Origin of the sequence: Brevibacterium spongiae, assembly GCF_026168515.1 — a bacterium.
GTDB classification, from domain to species: domain Bacteria; phylum Actinomycetota; class Actinomycetes; order Actinomycetales; family Brevibacteriaceae; genus Brevibacterium; species Brevibacterium spongiae.
Genome location: NZ_CP093443.1, coordinates 1559126 through 1574347, shown reverse-complemented (window position 1 = coordinate 1574347; position 15222 = coordinate 1559126). Strand labels below are relative to the sequence as shown.

The following is a 15222-nucleotide window of genomic DNA, read 5'->3' as shown; positions in this document are numbered from 1 at the left end:
CATTTTTGCTCCAAGTGGGGCCATTTCAGACTGTCACACTCAAGAGTCCTCCTCGCCCGATACAAGGGGTCTTTCGCTCGGCCACGGTGGCCAGTTGTCTCCTGTTGAACACGGCGGCGTACCTCGTCGAGTGCATCACCGGCGAGCTTGACGACGTGGAAGGGGTCCATGACTTCGATGGCTTCTGGCAGTTCCTCGACCGAGGCTGTTTTGAAGCCGGAGAACCCGTCCATCGCGACGACGTCGATGCCATCACGCCAAACCTTGGGTCGGGCTTTCAACCACTCCTTGAACACCTGCTTCGACCGGCCGGGCACCATATCGAGCAGGCGTGCCGGTCCCGTTCCTGCACTGATGGGGGTGAGGTCGATGATGACGGTGACGTACTTGTCACCACGACGCGTGTGCCGCCATACATGCTCGTCGACACCGATGACGCTGACCCCGTCGAAACGGTTCGGGTCGTTGATCAACAGCCTGTGGCCTTCAGAGAGGATTGCAGAGTTCGCGGTATGCCAGGACACGGCGAGTTTCGCAGCGATCACGGACACGGTGTCGTGGTCGATGACGAGGGCACGCAGCGCCCAGTCAAGGCCGGTTCGCGAGACCTTCGCTCGTGGTGGTGCCGCAGCAGTGGTGTCTTGACGCCATACGTGGCCGCACTCGACGCATTTGTACCGGCGGAGGCGAATATGAAGCGTGGTCGGTCGGTGGCCGAAGGGTTCGTGTGCCAGACGGCGGACGACGGTATCGCGAACGAACCCGTGGCCACCACACCGACGGCACCAGTCATCGGCAGTGTTGGGCTGACATTCCAGGATGGTTTTGTGCCTGGTGATGTGTTGGCCGATACAGGTCAGGTCGAGGGAGTCGAGTCGGCAGAATGTCGTGAGGTCAGGGGTCGAGAAAGTAGGCTTGGCCACGTCGAGGTCTTTCGGATGGACTGTGTGAGAACTTCCATCATCGGAAGACCTCGATGTCTATCCGGGCTACGCCACGCCGTGTCCTGAAATCACCGGTGTACACCCTCAATTACGAAGAGCCCCCAAAACCGCCGTATTACTACCCGACGGGTCCCCAGCACCCTGGCGCCAGGGTGCTGGGGCGCCGTCAGGTAGTTCTGGGGTACGGCAGGGGCTCAGGCGAGGTATTCTCGGCCGGGTCGGCCGCCTCGGCGACGCCCGTGGACCATCACGTAGACGACGATCGCCGCGACAACGAGGCCCGCGCAGACGAGGAACATGCCGTTTCCTCCGGTGAGCGAATAGAGGAATCCGAGGACCACTGGGCCGATGCCCGATCCCGCATCCAGGAGCAGGAAGAACGACGCCGTCGCCACCGGGACCCGACTCATCGGCACGGAATTGACCGTGATGGCCTGCATGCACGGCATCAGCGAACCGAAGCCCAAGCCGATGAGCACACCGGCCAGAACGATTCCCGTCATCGTCGGCCACAGGGCCAGGAGGACGTTGCCGGCGATATCACAGATGAAGACCGGGAAGATCACCGCATTGTCGCCGAAGACGTCCTGCAGACGGCCGACGAAGAGCCGCGCGATGAGTGAGGACACAGCGAAGGCGACGAAGAACAGGGATGCCGCCGAGGCGACACCGTGTTCGGCCGCGTAGCCGGCGAGGAACACGAGCGCCGCGGCATAGGCGGTGCCGGCCAGCAGCATGACCGAACCGATGCGCAGACCGTCCCGGTCGACGAGTGTGCCGAGTTTGAGGTGCCATTTCGTCCGCCGCTGATAGTCGCTGAGCTCCTGGGTCGGCAGACGGATGAGAACACAGGCGATGAGGGCGATGACGGACATGATCGCCGAGGCGATGAAGAGCATCGCGAAGTCGAATTCGCGTGGGATGATCACACCCAGATAGGGGCCGAGCGCCGTCGACAGAGTCGTCGCGGTCCCGAAGTACCCGGTCCCCTCGCCTCGGCGGGAGGAGGGGATGATGCTCTGAATGGCGGTCATGATCGCGGTGTTCCCGGCGCCGAAGGCGATGCCGTGGATGATGCGCAGGACGATCAGGAGGGTGAGGCCGTCAGCGGCCAGGTACGCCAGCGAGGCGAGCACGGAGACGGCCATGGTGATGATGAGCAGAGTGCGGCGGCCGATGAAGTCGAGGTACTTGCCCGTGAGCACACGTGCGATGACGGCTCCGATGACGAATGACGAGGAGGCGAAGCCTGCAGCGGCCTCTCCCGCGGAGAAGCGGGCGACGGCGTATCCGGCCATCGAGGTCATGAGCAGGTAGAAGACCATCGACATGGACAGGTTGAGACCGATCCCGACGATGAAGTCCTTCGTCCACAGCTTCGCTTGTGCCACGGGAGATCGGTCTCTCTTTCTGCTCTGCGATCGGAACACAGTCACATTACCGGTTCCGGCAAGACGGCTTCGTCCGCGTCCACCACAGATGTGACCCAGCTCGCGATAAGGTGGAGGGCATGACTTCGAAGAGAACCCCCTCCGCAGTCGACGCGGTCGCTGAAGACTACGTCGATGACATGCTCGCCCTCTCCCCCTCCCTCGCCCTCTACCTCGGAATCGAGGGGAAGGAAGGACTCGACGACTTCTCCCCCGCAGGGCTGTCCGCGCTCAACGATGTCACCGTCTCCACCCTGGCCCGACTCGACGAGGCAGCGACCGGAGACGGTCTCGACGATGTCGACCTCGTGACCATCGACGCGATGCGTGATCGCCTCGGCGTCGACCGGGACTACTTCGAGGCCGGGATCAAGCATGGGAGCCTCAACGTCATCGAGTCACCCCTGCAACAGGTCCGCGACGTCTTCGATCTCATGCCCACCGACACCGTCGCAAACTGGGAGGCCATCGCCACCACTCTGGCCGCAGTGCCGAACTCGCTCGCCGGCTATCAGGAGTCGCTGTTGATGGCCCGGGACAACGGTCGCGTCGCCGCTCGGATCCAGATCGAGAAGGTCATCGAGCAGGCGCGCACCCTCGCCGAGCCCGGCAGCAGCTTCGACCGGCTCGTCAGCGCAGCGAACGACGTCCCCGAGGCGCTGCAGAGACAACTGCACACCCACGCCGAGGCGGCCCGCGAAGCCTCCGCCGGACTGGCCGACTTCCTCGGCGAACAGGTTCTTCCCGCAGGGGCGGAGAACGAAGCGTGCGGACGTGAGGCCTACGCTCTGTACTCGAGGGACTTCCTCGGCGCCGAGGTCGACTTCGACGAAACCTACGCCTGGGGACTCGACGAGCTTGCCCGCATCGACGCCGAACAGCGCGAGGTCGCAGCGAAGATCATGCCCGGTGCGGACCTGTTCGAGGTCATGGAGGCGCTGAACAATGATCCCGACCGCACCCTCCACGGTGCCGATGCCCTGCGCGAGTGGATGCAGGGAGTGGCCGACGAAGCGATCAGCGAGCTCGGCAAGTCCCATTTCGACATTCCCGAACCCGTGCGCACGATCGAATGCATGATCGCCCCTTCGGCCACCGGCGGCATCTACTACACGGGTCCCACCGATGACTTCTCCCGGCCGGGCCGCATGTGGTGGTCGGTGCCCGAAGGCGTCACGGAGTTCGCCACGTGGCAGGAGAAGACGACGGTCTACCACGAGGGTGTGCCCGGTCACCATCTGCAGGTCGGTCAGGCCACCTACGTCTCAGACACTCTCAATCGCTGGCGCCGACTCATGTGCTGGGTGTCCGGGCACGGTGAGGGCTGGGCTCTGTACGCGGAGAAGCTCATGGCCGACCTCGGTTTCCTCGACGATCCCGGCGACTACCTCGGCATGCTCGATTCACAGCGACTGCGGGCCGCCCGTGTCGTCCTCGACATCGGCTTCCACCTGGAGCTCGAGGCTCCCGAGAGCCTCGGCGGTGGGATCTGGAACCGGGAGAAGGCCTGGCAGTTCCTCACCGACAACGTCGCCATGGACCGGTCCTTCCTCGCCTTCGAACTCGATCGCTACCTCGGTTGGCCGGGGCAGGCTCCCAGCTACAAGATCGGCCAGCGCCTGTGGGAGCAGTACCGGGACGAGGCGAAGGCCGCCGCCGGCGCCGACTTCGACCTCAAGGACTTCCACACGCGCGCGCTGGGTCTCGGTTCGGTCGGACTCGACACCCTCGGCCGTGCGATGAAACGCATTCAGTGAGAAGAGGGTGAGTATGACGTCCGCTGAGATGCCGCGTTCGGAGACCGTCAGGGTCACCGAGGTGCTGCGCAATGAGATCATCGACGGCGACCGGGCACCGGGCGAACGGCTCGTCGAACGGAACCTCGCCACCGAACTCGGGGTCTCACGTGTGCCGATCCGGGAGGCGCTGAAGAAGCTCGCCTCCGAAGGGCTGGTGACGAATCGGCCCAACACCTGGTCGACGGTCAGGGAGTTCTCCCCCAGCGACATCGCCGACCTCAATGAGGTGCGCACGGTCTTCGACGTGCTCTCCTTCGAACTCGCCGCGCAGAGGCACACGCGGGAGGGGCTGGCCCGTCTCGAGGCCACGATGCTCAAGGGCCGTGAGCTCTCGGAGACCGGCGACGCCGTCGGAGCCCACCGGTGCGCGGCCGAATTCCACGCCATCGTCATCGAGCTCTCCGGCAATGAGCTGCTGGCCGAGATCGGGTCCCTGCTCGATTCTCGGATGCGATGGCAGCTGAGCCAGCACGACGACTTGGCCGTCGTCGCCACCGAGCATGCGGAACTCTACGATGCCATCGCCCGCCGGGACCAGGCTCTGGCCGGCGCCTTGGCCGCCCGCCATCTGGGCACGAGCCAGGAGCAGCACGACAAGCACTCGAGACGGCTCGCGCAGACCGGAAGCAGCGCTTCGCGTACCGGCGAGTCCGCCTCGCCGCGTACCGACCAGTCCGCAGACGAGCCTGCCGGCAAGTCCGCCTCGCCGAGTACCGACGAGCCCACCGACCAGCCCGCCGGCGTGCCGAACGACAGCAGCCCGGAGACCGGCGACACTCAGTCGGCGTCGGCGGCTGCGGACTGACCGAAGGGCCAACCGCTCAGGCGCTTCTGCCGGGGCGGGGCGTAGGTGCGCACCTTCGAGGTGCTCAAGCCCAGCCCGACGAGGGATTCGGCCAGGCGCACTGCCGCGGCTACACCGTCGACGACGGGAACTGCGCAGCGTCTGCGGATGATCTCACCGAGATCGGCCATTCCGCCGCACCCTAAGACGATGGTCTCCGCACGATCCTGCTCGACCGCCTCGGCGGCCTGCTCGACGATCGCTGCGACTGCGGCGTCGGGATTCTCCTCGAGCTCGAGCACTGCCATCCCCGAAGCACGCACGGACACGCAGTGCGCATCGAGCCCGGCCAGCAGCAGGCGGTCCTCGATGAGCGGAACGGTCCGATCGAGCGTCGTGACGACGGAGAAGCGGCGGCCGAGGAGCAGCGCCAGGGCCGCGCCCGCCTCGGTGATGTCGACGACGGGAACGTCGAGGAGCTCCTGCAGACCTTCGCGGCCGTGCTCCCCGTAGCCGGCCTGGATCACGGCATCGAACTGGCCGGGATACTTGAGCACCGCGTCCATGACACCGAGCGCGGCAAGGTAGCTTTCGACATTGCCTTCGCAGGACTCGGCCCCGAACTCCGGGGTCAGGCCGATGATCTCGGTTCCCGCCGAGGCGGCTTGCCGGGCCGCGTGGGCGATGCCCTCGGTCATGGCCCGCGTCGTATTCACGTTGACGACGAGGATTCTCATTGCGCTCCGTTCGGTGCAGTTCAGGGACTTCGGTGCGGTCCCGCGACTTCAGTGGTGGGTGGGGACGGCGATCTCTTCGCCGTCGACTTCGCGGAACGTGAAGTCGCGCCGGGCGATGACGAAGTAGATGAGGGCCGCGATCGCGGCGCCGGAGAACCAGGAGAACTCGGAGAGCCCGACGAAGGCCGGCACGAGGGCGAAGACCAGCGAGATCGCCGAGGCGGGGATGAACGCTCCGATCGCCCTCCAGTTGACGCCGCGGTGGTAGAAGTACTCTCCGTCGCCGGCGTCCGTGTACAGCTGCGGGACGTTGACTCGGGTCTTGCGGATGACCCAGTAGTCGACCATGATGACGCCGAACAGCGGTCCGAGCAGCGCGCCGAGTCCGCCGAGGAAGTAGACGATGACCACCGGCGAATCGTAGAGGTTCCACGGCAGGATGACGAAGCCGATGATCGCGGAGATGATCGCGGCGCGGCGGAAGTTCAGGTGCCGTGGGAAGAGGTTCGTCAGCGCGTAGGTCGGGGCGACGAAGTTCGCCATGAGGTTGACCGCGACTGTGAGCAGGAGCAGCGACAGCGAGGCCAGGGCGAGCAGAATGGGGTTGCCGATCGATTGCACGATATCGGCCGGTGAGGTGATGACGGTGCCGTCGATCTTGTATTGGGCTCCGGCCAGCGAGATGACGACGAGCCCGAAGACGAGCATGTTCACCGGGATGCCCCAGAAGTTGCCGACGACGATCGAGCCCTTCTTCTTGGCAGCACGGGTGAAGTCGGAGAAGTTGAGCACGAAGGTCCCGTAGATGGCCACCCACAGTGAACCGCCGCCGAGGATGTGCATCCACATCTCCCAACCTGACAGGGCGTCGTCGGTCGACCAGGCGATGGAGAAGTCGACGCGGATGAGCATCCAGATCGCCAGGGCCAGGAAGGTGACGAGGATGATGGGCCCGGCGATGGCCTCGTATCGGCGGATCATCTCCATTCCGCAGCTGACGATGATGACCTGGACGATCCACAGCAGAGTGAAGGAGAACCAGCCCAGCCCGGACAGGCCGAGGAACTCGGCATCGGCCCAGGGCTGCAGTCCGGGGAAGAGCGTGAGCAGCAGGACGTTGAGCACGCTCGAGGCCAGATAGGTCTGGATGCCGAACCAGGCGATGGCGACGATTCCCCGCACCGAGGCGGCCAGCTGGGCGCCGTGGATGCCGAAGGAGATCCGACTCATCACCGGGTAGGGAACGCCGGTCTTGTAGCCCATGAATCCGGAGAGCGTGAGCAGGAAGAAGAGCAGTGCGGCACCGACGAGCAGAGCGACGAGGATCTGCCAGGCGCCGAGGCCGAGGGCGAAGAGTCCGAGTGCGAAACCGTAGTTGCCCAGCGAGTGGACGTCGTTGGCCCACAGGGTGAAGACGCTGTAGGCGGTCCAGCTGCGTCCCTCCTTGCGCGCCGGGGCGAGGTCGGCGTTGTAGAACCGTGGGCTGATCCTGTGCGCCGCCAGCTGATCGGGGCTGGGCCCCAGGCGCGTCGGCTTCACCGTCGCCGCCGTCTCGGTATTCCTCATACAGTCCGCTCCTCGGGGCCCGGACACCACGCTGGGATACCAAACGAGGAACACAGCTCTGTGGCGTCGAAATCTGACCACCTCAGCGTAACCTGCGTCACAGTGCGTTGGCAACGGACATCGCGGATTATTCGCGCGTCGCCGAATCAGAAGAATGGCATACCATTCATCCGATTCGGCGACGTGGGCCGGAATCAGTCTTCGTGTTCGACGTCCTTGGCCGTGGGATCCCAGACGACGATGCCGACGGCGATCGCGCCGGCGGCAGGCGCACAGGCGACGATCCAGAACACTCCGGTGCCCAGGGACGCCGCGAGGATCGGGAACATGATGAGCGAGACGATCGAGAAGGCACGCAGCACTGACTGGTTGAAGCCGATGCCGATTCCGCGCAGCCTCGTCGGATACGACAGAGTCGCGTAGTTCATGAGGTTCGCTCCCGGACCGCCTGCCTGAGCGAAGACGAAGGCCGAGAGCATGGCCACGGAGACGAGGACCAGTGCCCCGCTCGGAATGCCCACGATCGCCAGCAGACCCAGTGATGCCGCCTGGATGATGAACCCGACAAGAGTGATCCTGCGGGTGCCGAAGCGGTTGACGATGCTCATTCCCACCAGTCCGCCGATCGTGCCGAATCCGAGGTTGATGATCAGCGAGGAGACGATCGTGATCAGCGGCGTCTGGTGGAACAGCGTGGTGATGATGAGCGGGGTGCCGTAGGCGACGGCGTTGTAGCCGAAGGTCGAGAACACTGACACGCAGAGGGCGACGATGGTGCGCACACGGTAGCGGGGTGAGAAGAGTTCGGCGAAGCCGCTCCACCGTCCGCCGGCGGCAGTTTCGGTCACGTCCTGGTTCGCGGTCTCGCGTTCCTTCGCGGGGGCGAGTTCGACGTTGAGGTTGTGGTGGCTGCGCATGACCTCGACGGCGCCTTTGAGGTCTCCCTGGTTGGCCAGCCATTCGGGTGATTCGGCCAGATAGCGGCGACGAACGAGGAGCACGATGAGGGCCGGCACTGCCCCGAAGCCGACGACGATGCGCCACAGGATCGCGTGCTGCTCATACGGCAGGGTGAGGAAGATGATGAGCACGATGAGGTAGCCGACTCCGGTGGCGAAGTACCACGCCGGCGACCAGGCGTTGACACGCTGTGAGCGGTTGCCCTTTCCCTTGAGTTTGGAGAATTCAGCGAGGAACGCCATCGCCACCGGCAGGTCGAGTCCGACACCGATGCCCATGACGAAGCGGAAGGCGATGAGCACCCATTCGTTCGGTGCCACCGCACAGCCGATCGCGGCGATGACGAAGAAGACCATATCGGCCATGAACAGCTTGTAGCGTCCGAACCTGTCGACGAGGTAACCGCCGAAGAGCGCACCGAAGACGGCACCGACCATGATCGAGGCGTTGACGAGACCGGTCATGAATCCGCTGAGGCCGAACTGCTCCTTGATCGCCGTGATGCCGAAGGCCAGGGAGGAGAAGTCGTAGGCGTCCATGAAGATGCCGCCGAGGGCGAGGATGATGACCGCTGTCGTCTTCGTGCCCTGGGACCCGAATTCGGCGAGGACCGAGTGGATGTCGGCGGCGGAGGACACGATGCGCGGCGTCTGCGAGCCCGAAGGTGCCTGAGCGGCTGCTGATGTCTGAGCCGCTTCGGCGGCAGGATCTGGTGAAGTCACAATCGACAAGTATCGGACTCTCGTCGCCGCTCACCGTGTCCGGTTGTCACACTTCGTCACTGACGCTTCCTCGGTCGGCCGCCTGCGCTTCCTCGTTCGCTCACTGACGGCGCCTCATTCGAGAGCGTGCCCGCGCTTCTCCGGCAGGAGGAACATCGCGAGGAACTGGATGACGTAGATGGCCGGCAGGAGCGCGAGTGCGAACCCGAAGCCGAGCGACCCGGCCAGCAGAGCAATGACGACCGGAGCCAGGCCGCCGATGGCGCGGCCGATGTTGAAGATGACGTTCTGGGCCGTGGCACGGACCTCGGTCGGGTACATCTCGGCCAGCAGCGCTCCGTGACCGCCGAGCATGCCGTTGGCGAAGGCACCCATGAAGAACCCTCCGGCCAGCAGCGCCGTCGGGTCGCCGAGCTGGCTGTAGACGAGGATGGTGATGATCGCCCCGGCCTGGAAGATCCAGAATGCCGGTCGCCGTCCGAGACGGTCTGCGACCTGCCCGAAGATGAGGATTCCCGCGAGCATGCCCATCACGGTCACGGCAGTCCACAGCGAGCCCTTCGTGACCCCAAGCCCCATCTGCGAAGAGAGGTAGTTCGGCAGCCACGTGATGACGCCGAAGTAGCCGAAGTTCTGCACAGTGGTGAGGACCGTCAGGGCGAAGGTGATCTTCGCCGTCTCCCGATCTTTGACGAGAGAGCCGATCTTCGCGGCGAAGGACTCCCCCGCTCCGGTTCCCGCCTCCTCACCGGCGGACGGCCCGGGGGTCTCACCCTGCGCTCGGACGAAGGCCTCGGGCTCGTCGACGCCGCAGCGGACGAAGAAGGCGTACACGGCAGGGACGAGGCCGATGACGAACAGTGCCCGCCAGCCCCAGAGTGCGATGACGGGAGCAGAGATCAGGGCTGCCGCGAAGACGCCGAGCTGAAATCCCACTCCCACCCATGAGGTGGCCCGGGCGCGCTGGTCGGCCCGCACCGCCTCGGCGGCCAATGCCATGCCGATCCCGAACTCACCGCCGATGCCGATCCCGGCGATGAACCGGTAGGCCGCGAGGTCCCAGTAGCCTTGGGCGAAGGCCGAAAGGCCTGTGAACACGGCGAAGATCAGCACCGTCCACGTGAGCACCTTGATGCGCCCGTGGCGGTCGGCGAGCGCCCCGAAGACGATGCCTCCGACCACCGCTCCGAGCAGGGTGATCGTAGACAGCGAACCGGCCTCGACGTCGCTGAGTCCGAAGGACGCGATGATGCCCGAGAGAGCGAAGCTGAGGATGAGGAGGTCGAAGCCGTCGAGCCCATAGCCGACCGCGGCGGCGAACAGCGCCTTGCGCCGGTACCAGCGATCCTCGGTGGAGTCGGTCGTGGTCAGCGGCGTCGGGGCACTCATACGGTCTCTGTTCGGTCGGCGGATCGGAAAACGGCCGCAGACCATTATGCCCCACGGCCGTCTCCCGATCCCGGCTCACGCCGTGCGGATCAGACGCGTGCGCCCTCGCCGAGGCGGTAGCGGGCACCCGTATGATCGTCGGCCAGGCGCGGTCCGGCCCCGGTGAGCTGTTCGCGCACCGTGGCTCCGGCGACGGGTTCGGGCAGAAGTCCGCGGCGCCGCAGTTCGGGCGAGACGTACTTCGTGAACCGTTCGGCATCGGCCGGGCGCACTGCGGCGGCGATGTTGAAGCCGTCGATGTCCGCTTCGTCCATCCAGCGCTGGAATTCGTCGGCGACCGTGGCAGGCGATCCGGTGATGACGGGCCCGCGGCCGCCGAGGGCGACGAACTCCGCGAGATCGCGGATGGTCCACGGCGCGTCTCCGGCCATGGTGGTGAAGGAGGCGAGCGCGGACTGGTTGGCCTCGGTGGCGACGTATTCGAGCGTGTCGTCGGGAGCAGCACCGGAGAGGTCGACTCCGGTCCACCCACCGAAGAGCGAGAGCGCGGATTCGGTGTCGACGTACTTCCGGTAATCGGCCAGCCGCGCCTCGGCGGCCTCGTCGGTGTCATCGACGATGACGGTGGCCAGGGCGAAGATCTTCACGGAATTGCGATCACGGCCGCGCTCCTCGAGCCCCTCGCGGACCTTGTCGACCCAACTGCGCAGGATCTGCGGGGTCGGACCGGAGAAGAAGATCGCCTCGGCGTGGTCGAGGGCGAACTCCTGCCCGCGCTTCGAGGCGCCGGCCTGGAACAGCAGCGGGGTCCCCTGGGGCCCCGGGACGGCGAGTGCCTGACCGGGCACGGTGAAGAACTTGCCCTCGTGGCCGATGTCGTGGACCTCGTCCGGGTCGACGAAGACGTTGGCATCGGCGTCGGCCTTGAGCGCCTCGGGAGTGATCGAGCCCTCGAAGAGCTTGTACATGACCTCCATGAACTCATCGGCCCGGTCATAGCGTTCGTCATGGGGGATCTGGCCCTTGAGTCCGAGGTTGCGGGCAGCCGAATCGACGTAGCTGGTGACGATGTTCCAGGCGACGCGACCGTTCGTGAAGTGGTCGAGGGTGGTCAGTGTGCGAGCGAGCAGGTAGGGCTTCTCATAGGTCACCGAGGCGGTGACGCCGAAGCCCAGCGTCGTCGTCGCTGCGGCCATCGCCGGCACCGCGACCAGCGGGTCGAGCAGCGGGAACTGCACTCCCCCGCGATTGGTGACATCGGCATTGCCCCCGTACACGTCGTAGACGCCGAGGATGTCGGCGAGGAACAGGGACGAGAACCCGCCGTCTTCGAGGGTCTTGGCCAGATCGGTCCAGAAGGAGAGCTTGGTGAAGTCCTCGACACGGGATTCCGGGTGTCGCCACAGTCCGGGCGACTGGTGGACCGGGGTCATCATGTCGAAGGCGTTGAGCAGGATCGGTTTGGTCATCGGGGTACTCCTCTTTCAGCAGTGAGTGGTGCGGGGTTGAGTGGGCGGCTGTCTGCTCAGGCAGCGGTGCGCGCAAGTGACCTGGCCGGGTCCTTGGCAGCCACTGCGGCGATGAGCGAGAGCACGCACAGAAGGGTGAGGTAGCCGCAGATGAGCCAGGGCGAATAGCCGCCGGCGACGTAGAGCAGGGCGGCGATCATCGGCATGATGCCGCCGCCGATGACGGTGCCCAGCTGGTAGCCCATATTCACTCCCGAGTAGCGGACCTCGATGGGGAACTGCTCGGCGAACCACGCCGCCTGCGGTCCGTAGACGGCGTCGTGGGCGAGGTTCATGCCGAGGATGACGACGATGGGCAGGAAAGCCAGCGGTCCGTTGTCGAGGAAGGCGAAGAAGATCCAACCGAAGACGGCGATGCCGATGAAGCCGAAGACCGTCACGGGCTTGCGGCCGACGCGATCGGAGACCCATCCCCAGGCCGGGCCGGTGACCAGGCCGACCGCTGAGGCGATCATCACCGCGGTGACTCCGGAGGTGGAGTCATCGCGGTTCTCAGCCAGGTAGCTGAGCATGTAGACGGTGATGAGGTAGAAGACGCTGTTCTGTGCCAGGCGCAGCCCGATCGTGATGAGCAGGACCTTCGGGTGTTCTGTGATGACCTCGCGCAGCGGAGCCTTCGCAACCTTCCCGGAGTCTTTGAGCTCCTGGAATTCGGGCGCATCGGAGACTCCGAGGCGGATCCACAGCCCCAGGGCGACGAGCAGAGAGGAGGCGAGGAACGGGATCCGCCAGCCGAAGGATTCGAACGCTTCGGCACTCATCGAATTCTGGACGAGGAAGAAGGCGCTGGTGGCCAACAGCATGCCCGCAGCGGATCCGATCTGCGTGAACGAACCGAACAGCCCCCGCTTGCGAGCGGGCGCATGCTCAACCGACAGCAGCGCCGATCCGCCCCATTCGGCGCCGGCCGAGAGTCCCTGGACGATGCGCAGAACGACGAGGGAGGCCGCAGCCCACCAGCCGATGGCCTCGAAGTTCGGGACCAGGCCGATGAGCGTCGAGGCGATCCCCATCGACAGCAGGGATACGACGAGCAGCGCTTTGCGGCCGACCCGATCACCGAGGTGACCGGCGATGATTCCGCCGAGCGGGCGGGCGAAGAAGCCGACGGCCAGGGTGGCGAAGGCAGCCAGGCGGCTGCCGAGCTCGCTGTCGGAGGGGAAGAACTGGACGTTGAAGATCAGGGCGGCAGCTGTTCCGTAGAGGTAGAAGTCGTACCATTCGATCGTCGTACCGGCGAAGGCCGAGGCCAGTACCCGCTTCTTGCCCGCCAAGAGCCCCCGAGGAGGATCCTGGGTGATCGGCGCTGTGGCCGAGGTCTGTGTCATGGGCTGCTCCTGTGTGACTGTCCGAGGGAAATTGCCGAGTGAGAGATTCGCTGAGCAATCTATGTCGCCCAGCGACGTCATAGATGCGAATGTCGTCACGACCCGACTTCGTCCGTCACATGAGGTCACACGACGTCGTCATATGACTTCGACCGCTGCAGTTCGCTGTCCGATTTGCAATGATCGAGATCAACGGCCCGACACAGCGGCCGCCGTCACAGAACCGACCGACGACGCCACAGGACCGACCGACAGAGGAACGACCCGGACCGGCTCAACCGCCCGAGCGGGAGTCCGGTCCATTTCGCTCAACAGATCTTCAGAGGTGAAGGAATGACGCTCTTGGCAGACCCCACCACCGCACCAACGCCTGCGGCGAGCCCGGCCACACCGGAGGCGCTCCGCGAGACGTTCTCCCACTTCCCCCAGGGAGTGGCTTTCCTGGGTGCCGAGATCGACGGAGCTCCGCTCGGCCTCGTTGCCTCGACCCTGACGGTCGGGGTGTCCCTCGATCCGCCGCTGGTCAGTGTCGCAGTGCAGAAGTCGTCGACCACCTGGCCCTCCCTGCGGCAGGTACCCGAGCTGGGCATCTCTCTGCTGGGCACGGACCAGGAGTCACTGGCCCGCCAGTTGGCGGCGAAGGACCGCAGTCGCCGCTTCGCCGGAATCACGCCTGCGGTGACCGCCGCCGGCGGCCTGACGATCCCGGACAGCTCCGCCTACCTGTGGACTCGCCTGTACAACGAAGTCGAGGCCGGCGATCACACCGTGGCGCTGCTGGAGATCCTCGGCACCACCAGCGAAGTCGGCCCGGAGGCGCTCGTCTTCCATCGCAGCGCCTTCAAGGGGATGCGCGTCTCCTGACCACTCCCACGCCCTCCCGCTGACCGCCCGTTCACCACCCCTTGACTCGTATTCGAACTCATGTTCGAATGAGTTCATGAGGTGGAACGAGCTGACCGATGACGCAGGTCCTGAGACTCCGGATCTGTTCGGTCTCAAGGGGCTGATCCGAACTGTGCGCACGCCGGAGTTCTCCGGCATCACCTTTCATGAGGTGCTTGCGAAGTCGGCCCTCAACAAGGTCCCACAGGCGAGCTCGATGCCGTTCTCCTGGACGGTGAACCCCTACCGCGGCTGCTCACATGCCTGCGTCTACTGCTTCGCCCGCAGCACCCACCGCTATCTCGACTTCGACTCCGGCACGGACTTCGACAGGCAGGTCATCGTCAAGGTCAACATCGCCGAGGTGCTCGCCGCCGAGGCATCGCGCCCGAAGTGGGCACACGACCACGTCGCCCTGGGCACGAACACCGACCCGTACCAGCGGGCGGAGGGCCGTTACGGCCTCATGCCGGGCATCATCAGCGCCCTGGCCGAGAATGAGACGCCGATGTCGATCCTGACGAAGGGCACACTGCTTCGCCGCGACCTCCCGCTCCTGGCTCGAGCCGCCGAGGACGTCCCGGTCGAGATCAGCATGTCGATCGCCGTCCACGACGACGCCCTCCAACAGAGCATCGAACCGGGCACCCCGACGACGAAGTCCCGACTCGGCGCCGTTCGCGCCGCGGCCGAACTCGGATTCGACGTCACGGTCTTCATGATGCCGATCATGCCGAAGCTCACCGACTCCCGTGATCACCTCGAGGCGGCTCTTGCCGCGATCAAGAGCGCCGGAGCCGCCCGAGTCGTCTACGGAGCGCTGCATCTGCGGCCCGGTGCACGCGAATGGTTCTTCACCTGGCTCGAGCGCGAACACCCCGAACTCCTCCCCCGCTACCGGCGAATGTACGCCCGTTCGCCCTATGCCTCGAAGGAGTACCGGAAGTGGCTCGGCGAGCGCATCAACCCTCTCATCGACCGCTTCGAACTGCGCGCTCGCAGCGATGACGACTACCCGCAGACCTCACGGATGCGCGGCAGGCAGCGGCCGGCCGATGTCGGACCGCAGAGCCCGCCCGCGGCCTCGTTCGCCGCCCCGGCGCAGCAGGCCCTGTTCTGAGGCGTCGCCCGGAATAAGCATGACGCGGA

At 65.5% G+C, this 15222-nt stretch carries 11 protein-coding genes and 1 pseudogene; 4 read left to right on the top strand and 8 right to left on the bottom strand.

What is annotated here, in order from left to right:
* Window positions 1–41: 41 nt before the first annotated feature.
* Both L1F31_RS07030 and L1F31_RS07025 read right to left on the bottom strand, forming a co-directional pair.
* Window positions 42–923 (bottom strand): annotated as a pseudogene (locus L1F31_RS07030) (ISL3 family transposase); the annotation flags it as partial.
* Between the two features lie 215 nt (window positions 924–1138).
* A complete protein-coding gene (locus L1F31_RS07025) occupies window positions 1139–2335 on the bottom strand; it encodes an MFS transporter (RefSeq protein ID WP_265419931.1) in 1197 nt (398 codons plus the stop codon).
* A gap of 119 nt (window positions 2336–2454) precedes the next feature.
* Between L1F31_RS07025 and L1F31_RS07020 the strand changes: the two genes are divergently transcribed.
* Entirely contained in the window at window positions 2455–4131 is a 1677-nt protein-coding gene (locus L1F31_RS07020; protein WP_265419929.1) for a DUF885 domain-containing protein, read from the top strand.
* 13 nt (window positions 4132–4144) lie between these two features.
* Complete coding sequence (locus L1F31_RS07015) at window positions 4145–4978, top strand: GntR family transcriptional regulator (protein ID WP_265419928.1); 834 nt, start codon at window positions 4145–4147, stop codon at window positions 4976–4978.
* Here L1F31_RS07015 and L1F31_RS07010 read toward each other — a convergent pair.
* The 6 genes from L1F31_RS07010 to L1F31_RS06985 form a co-directional block, all read right to left on the bottom strand.
* Window positions 4951–5694: an aspartate/glutamate racemase family protein gene (locus tag L1F31_RS07010; protein WP_265419927.1), complete on the bottom strand. Its 744-nt coding sequence runs from the start codon at window positions 5692–5694 to the stop codon at window positions 4951–4953. The two genes, L1F31_RS07015 and L1F31_RS07010, sit on opposite strands and share 28 nt — an antisense overlap.
* Before the next feature lie 48 nt (window positions 5695–5742).
* On the bottom strand, window positions 5743–7260 hold the full coding sequence (locus L1F31_RS07005) for an NCS1 family nucleobase:cation symporter-1 (protein ID WP_265419926.1): 1518 nt from the start codon (window positions 7258–7260) through the stop codon (window positions 5743–5745).
* A 194-nt stretch (window positions 7261–7454) separates the two neighbouring features.
* Complete coding sequence (locus L1F31_RS07000; protein ID WP_265419924.1) at window positions 7455–8942, bottom strand: MFS transporter; 1488 nt, start codon at window positions 8940–8942, stop codon at window positions 7455–7457.
* Window positions 8943–9056: 114 nt separating this feature from the next.
* Window positions 9057–10331: an MFS transporter gene (locus tag L1F31_RS06995; RefSeq protein ID WP_265419923.1), complete on the bottom strand. Its 1275-nt coding sequence runs from the start codon at window positions 10329–10331 to the stop codon at window positions 9057–9059.
* Between the two features lie 89 nt (window positions 10332–10420).
* A complete protein-coding gene (locus L1F31_RS06990) occupies window positions 10421–11800 on the bottom strand; it encodes an LLM class flavin-dependent oxidoreductase (protein ID WP_265419922.1) in 1380 nt (459 codons plus the stop codon).
* A 56-nt stretch (window positions 11801–11856) separates the two neighbouring features.
* Window positions 11857–13188, bottom strand: coding sequence for an MFS transporter (locus L1F31_RS06985; protein ID WP_265419921.1), 1332 nt, complete (start codon window positions 13186–13188; stop codon window positions 11857–11859).
* A gap of 333 nt (window positions 13189–13521) precedes the next feature.
* On the opposite strand from L1F31_RS06985, the gene L1F31_RS06980 reads away from it, so the two are divergent.
* Together L1F31_RS06980 and L1F31_RS06975 are read left to right on the top strand one after the other, a co-directional pair.
* Window positions 13522–14052: a flavin reductase family protein gene (locus L1F31_RS06980; protein WP_265419920.1), complete on the top strand. Its 531-nt coding sequence runs from the start codon at window positions 13522–13524 to the stop codon at window positions 14050–14052.
* A gap of 76 nt (window positions 14053–14128) precedes the next feature.
* Window positions 14129–15193 carry an Rv2578c family radical SAM protein gene (locus L1F31_RS06975; protein ID WP_265419919.1) on the top strand — a complete coding sequence of 355 codons (1065 nt, stop codon included), beginning with the start codon at window positions 14129–14131 and terminating at the stop codon, window positions 15191–15193.
* The last annotated feature ends 29 nt before the right edge of the window (window positions 15194–15222 follow it).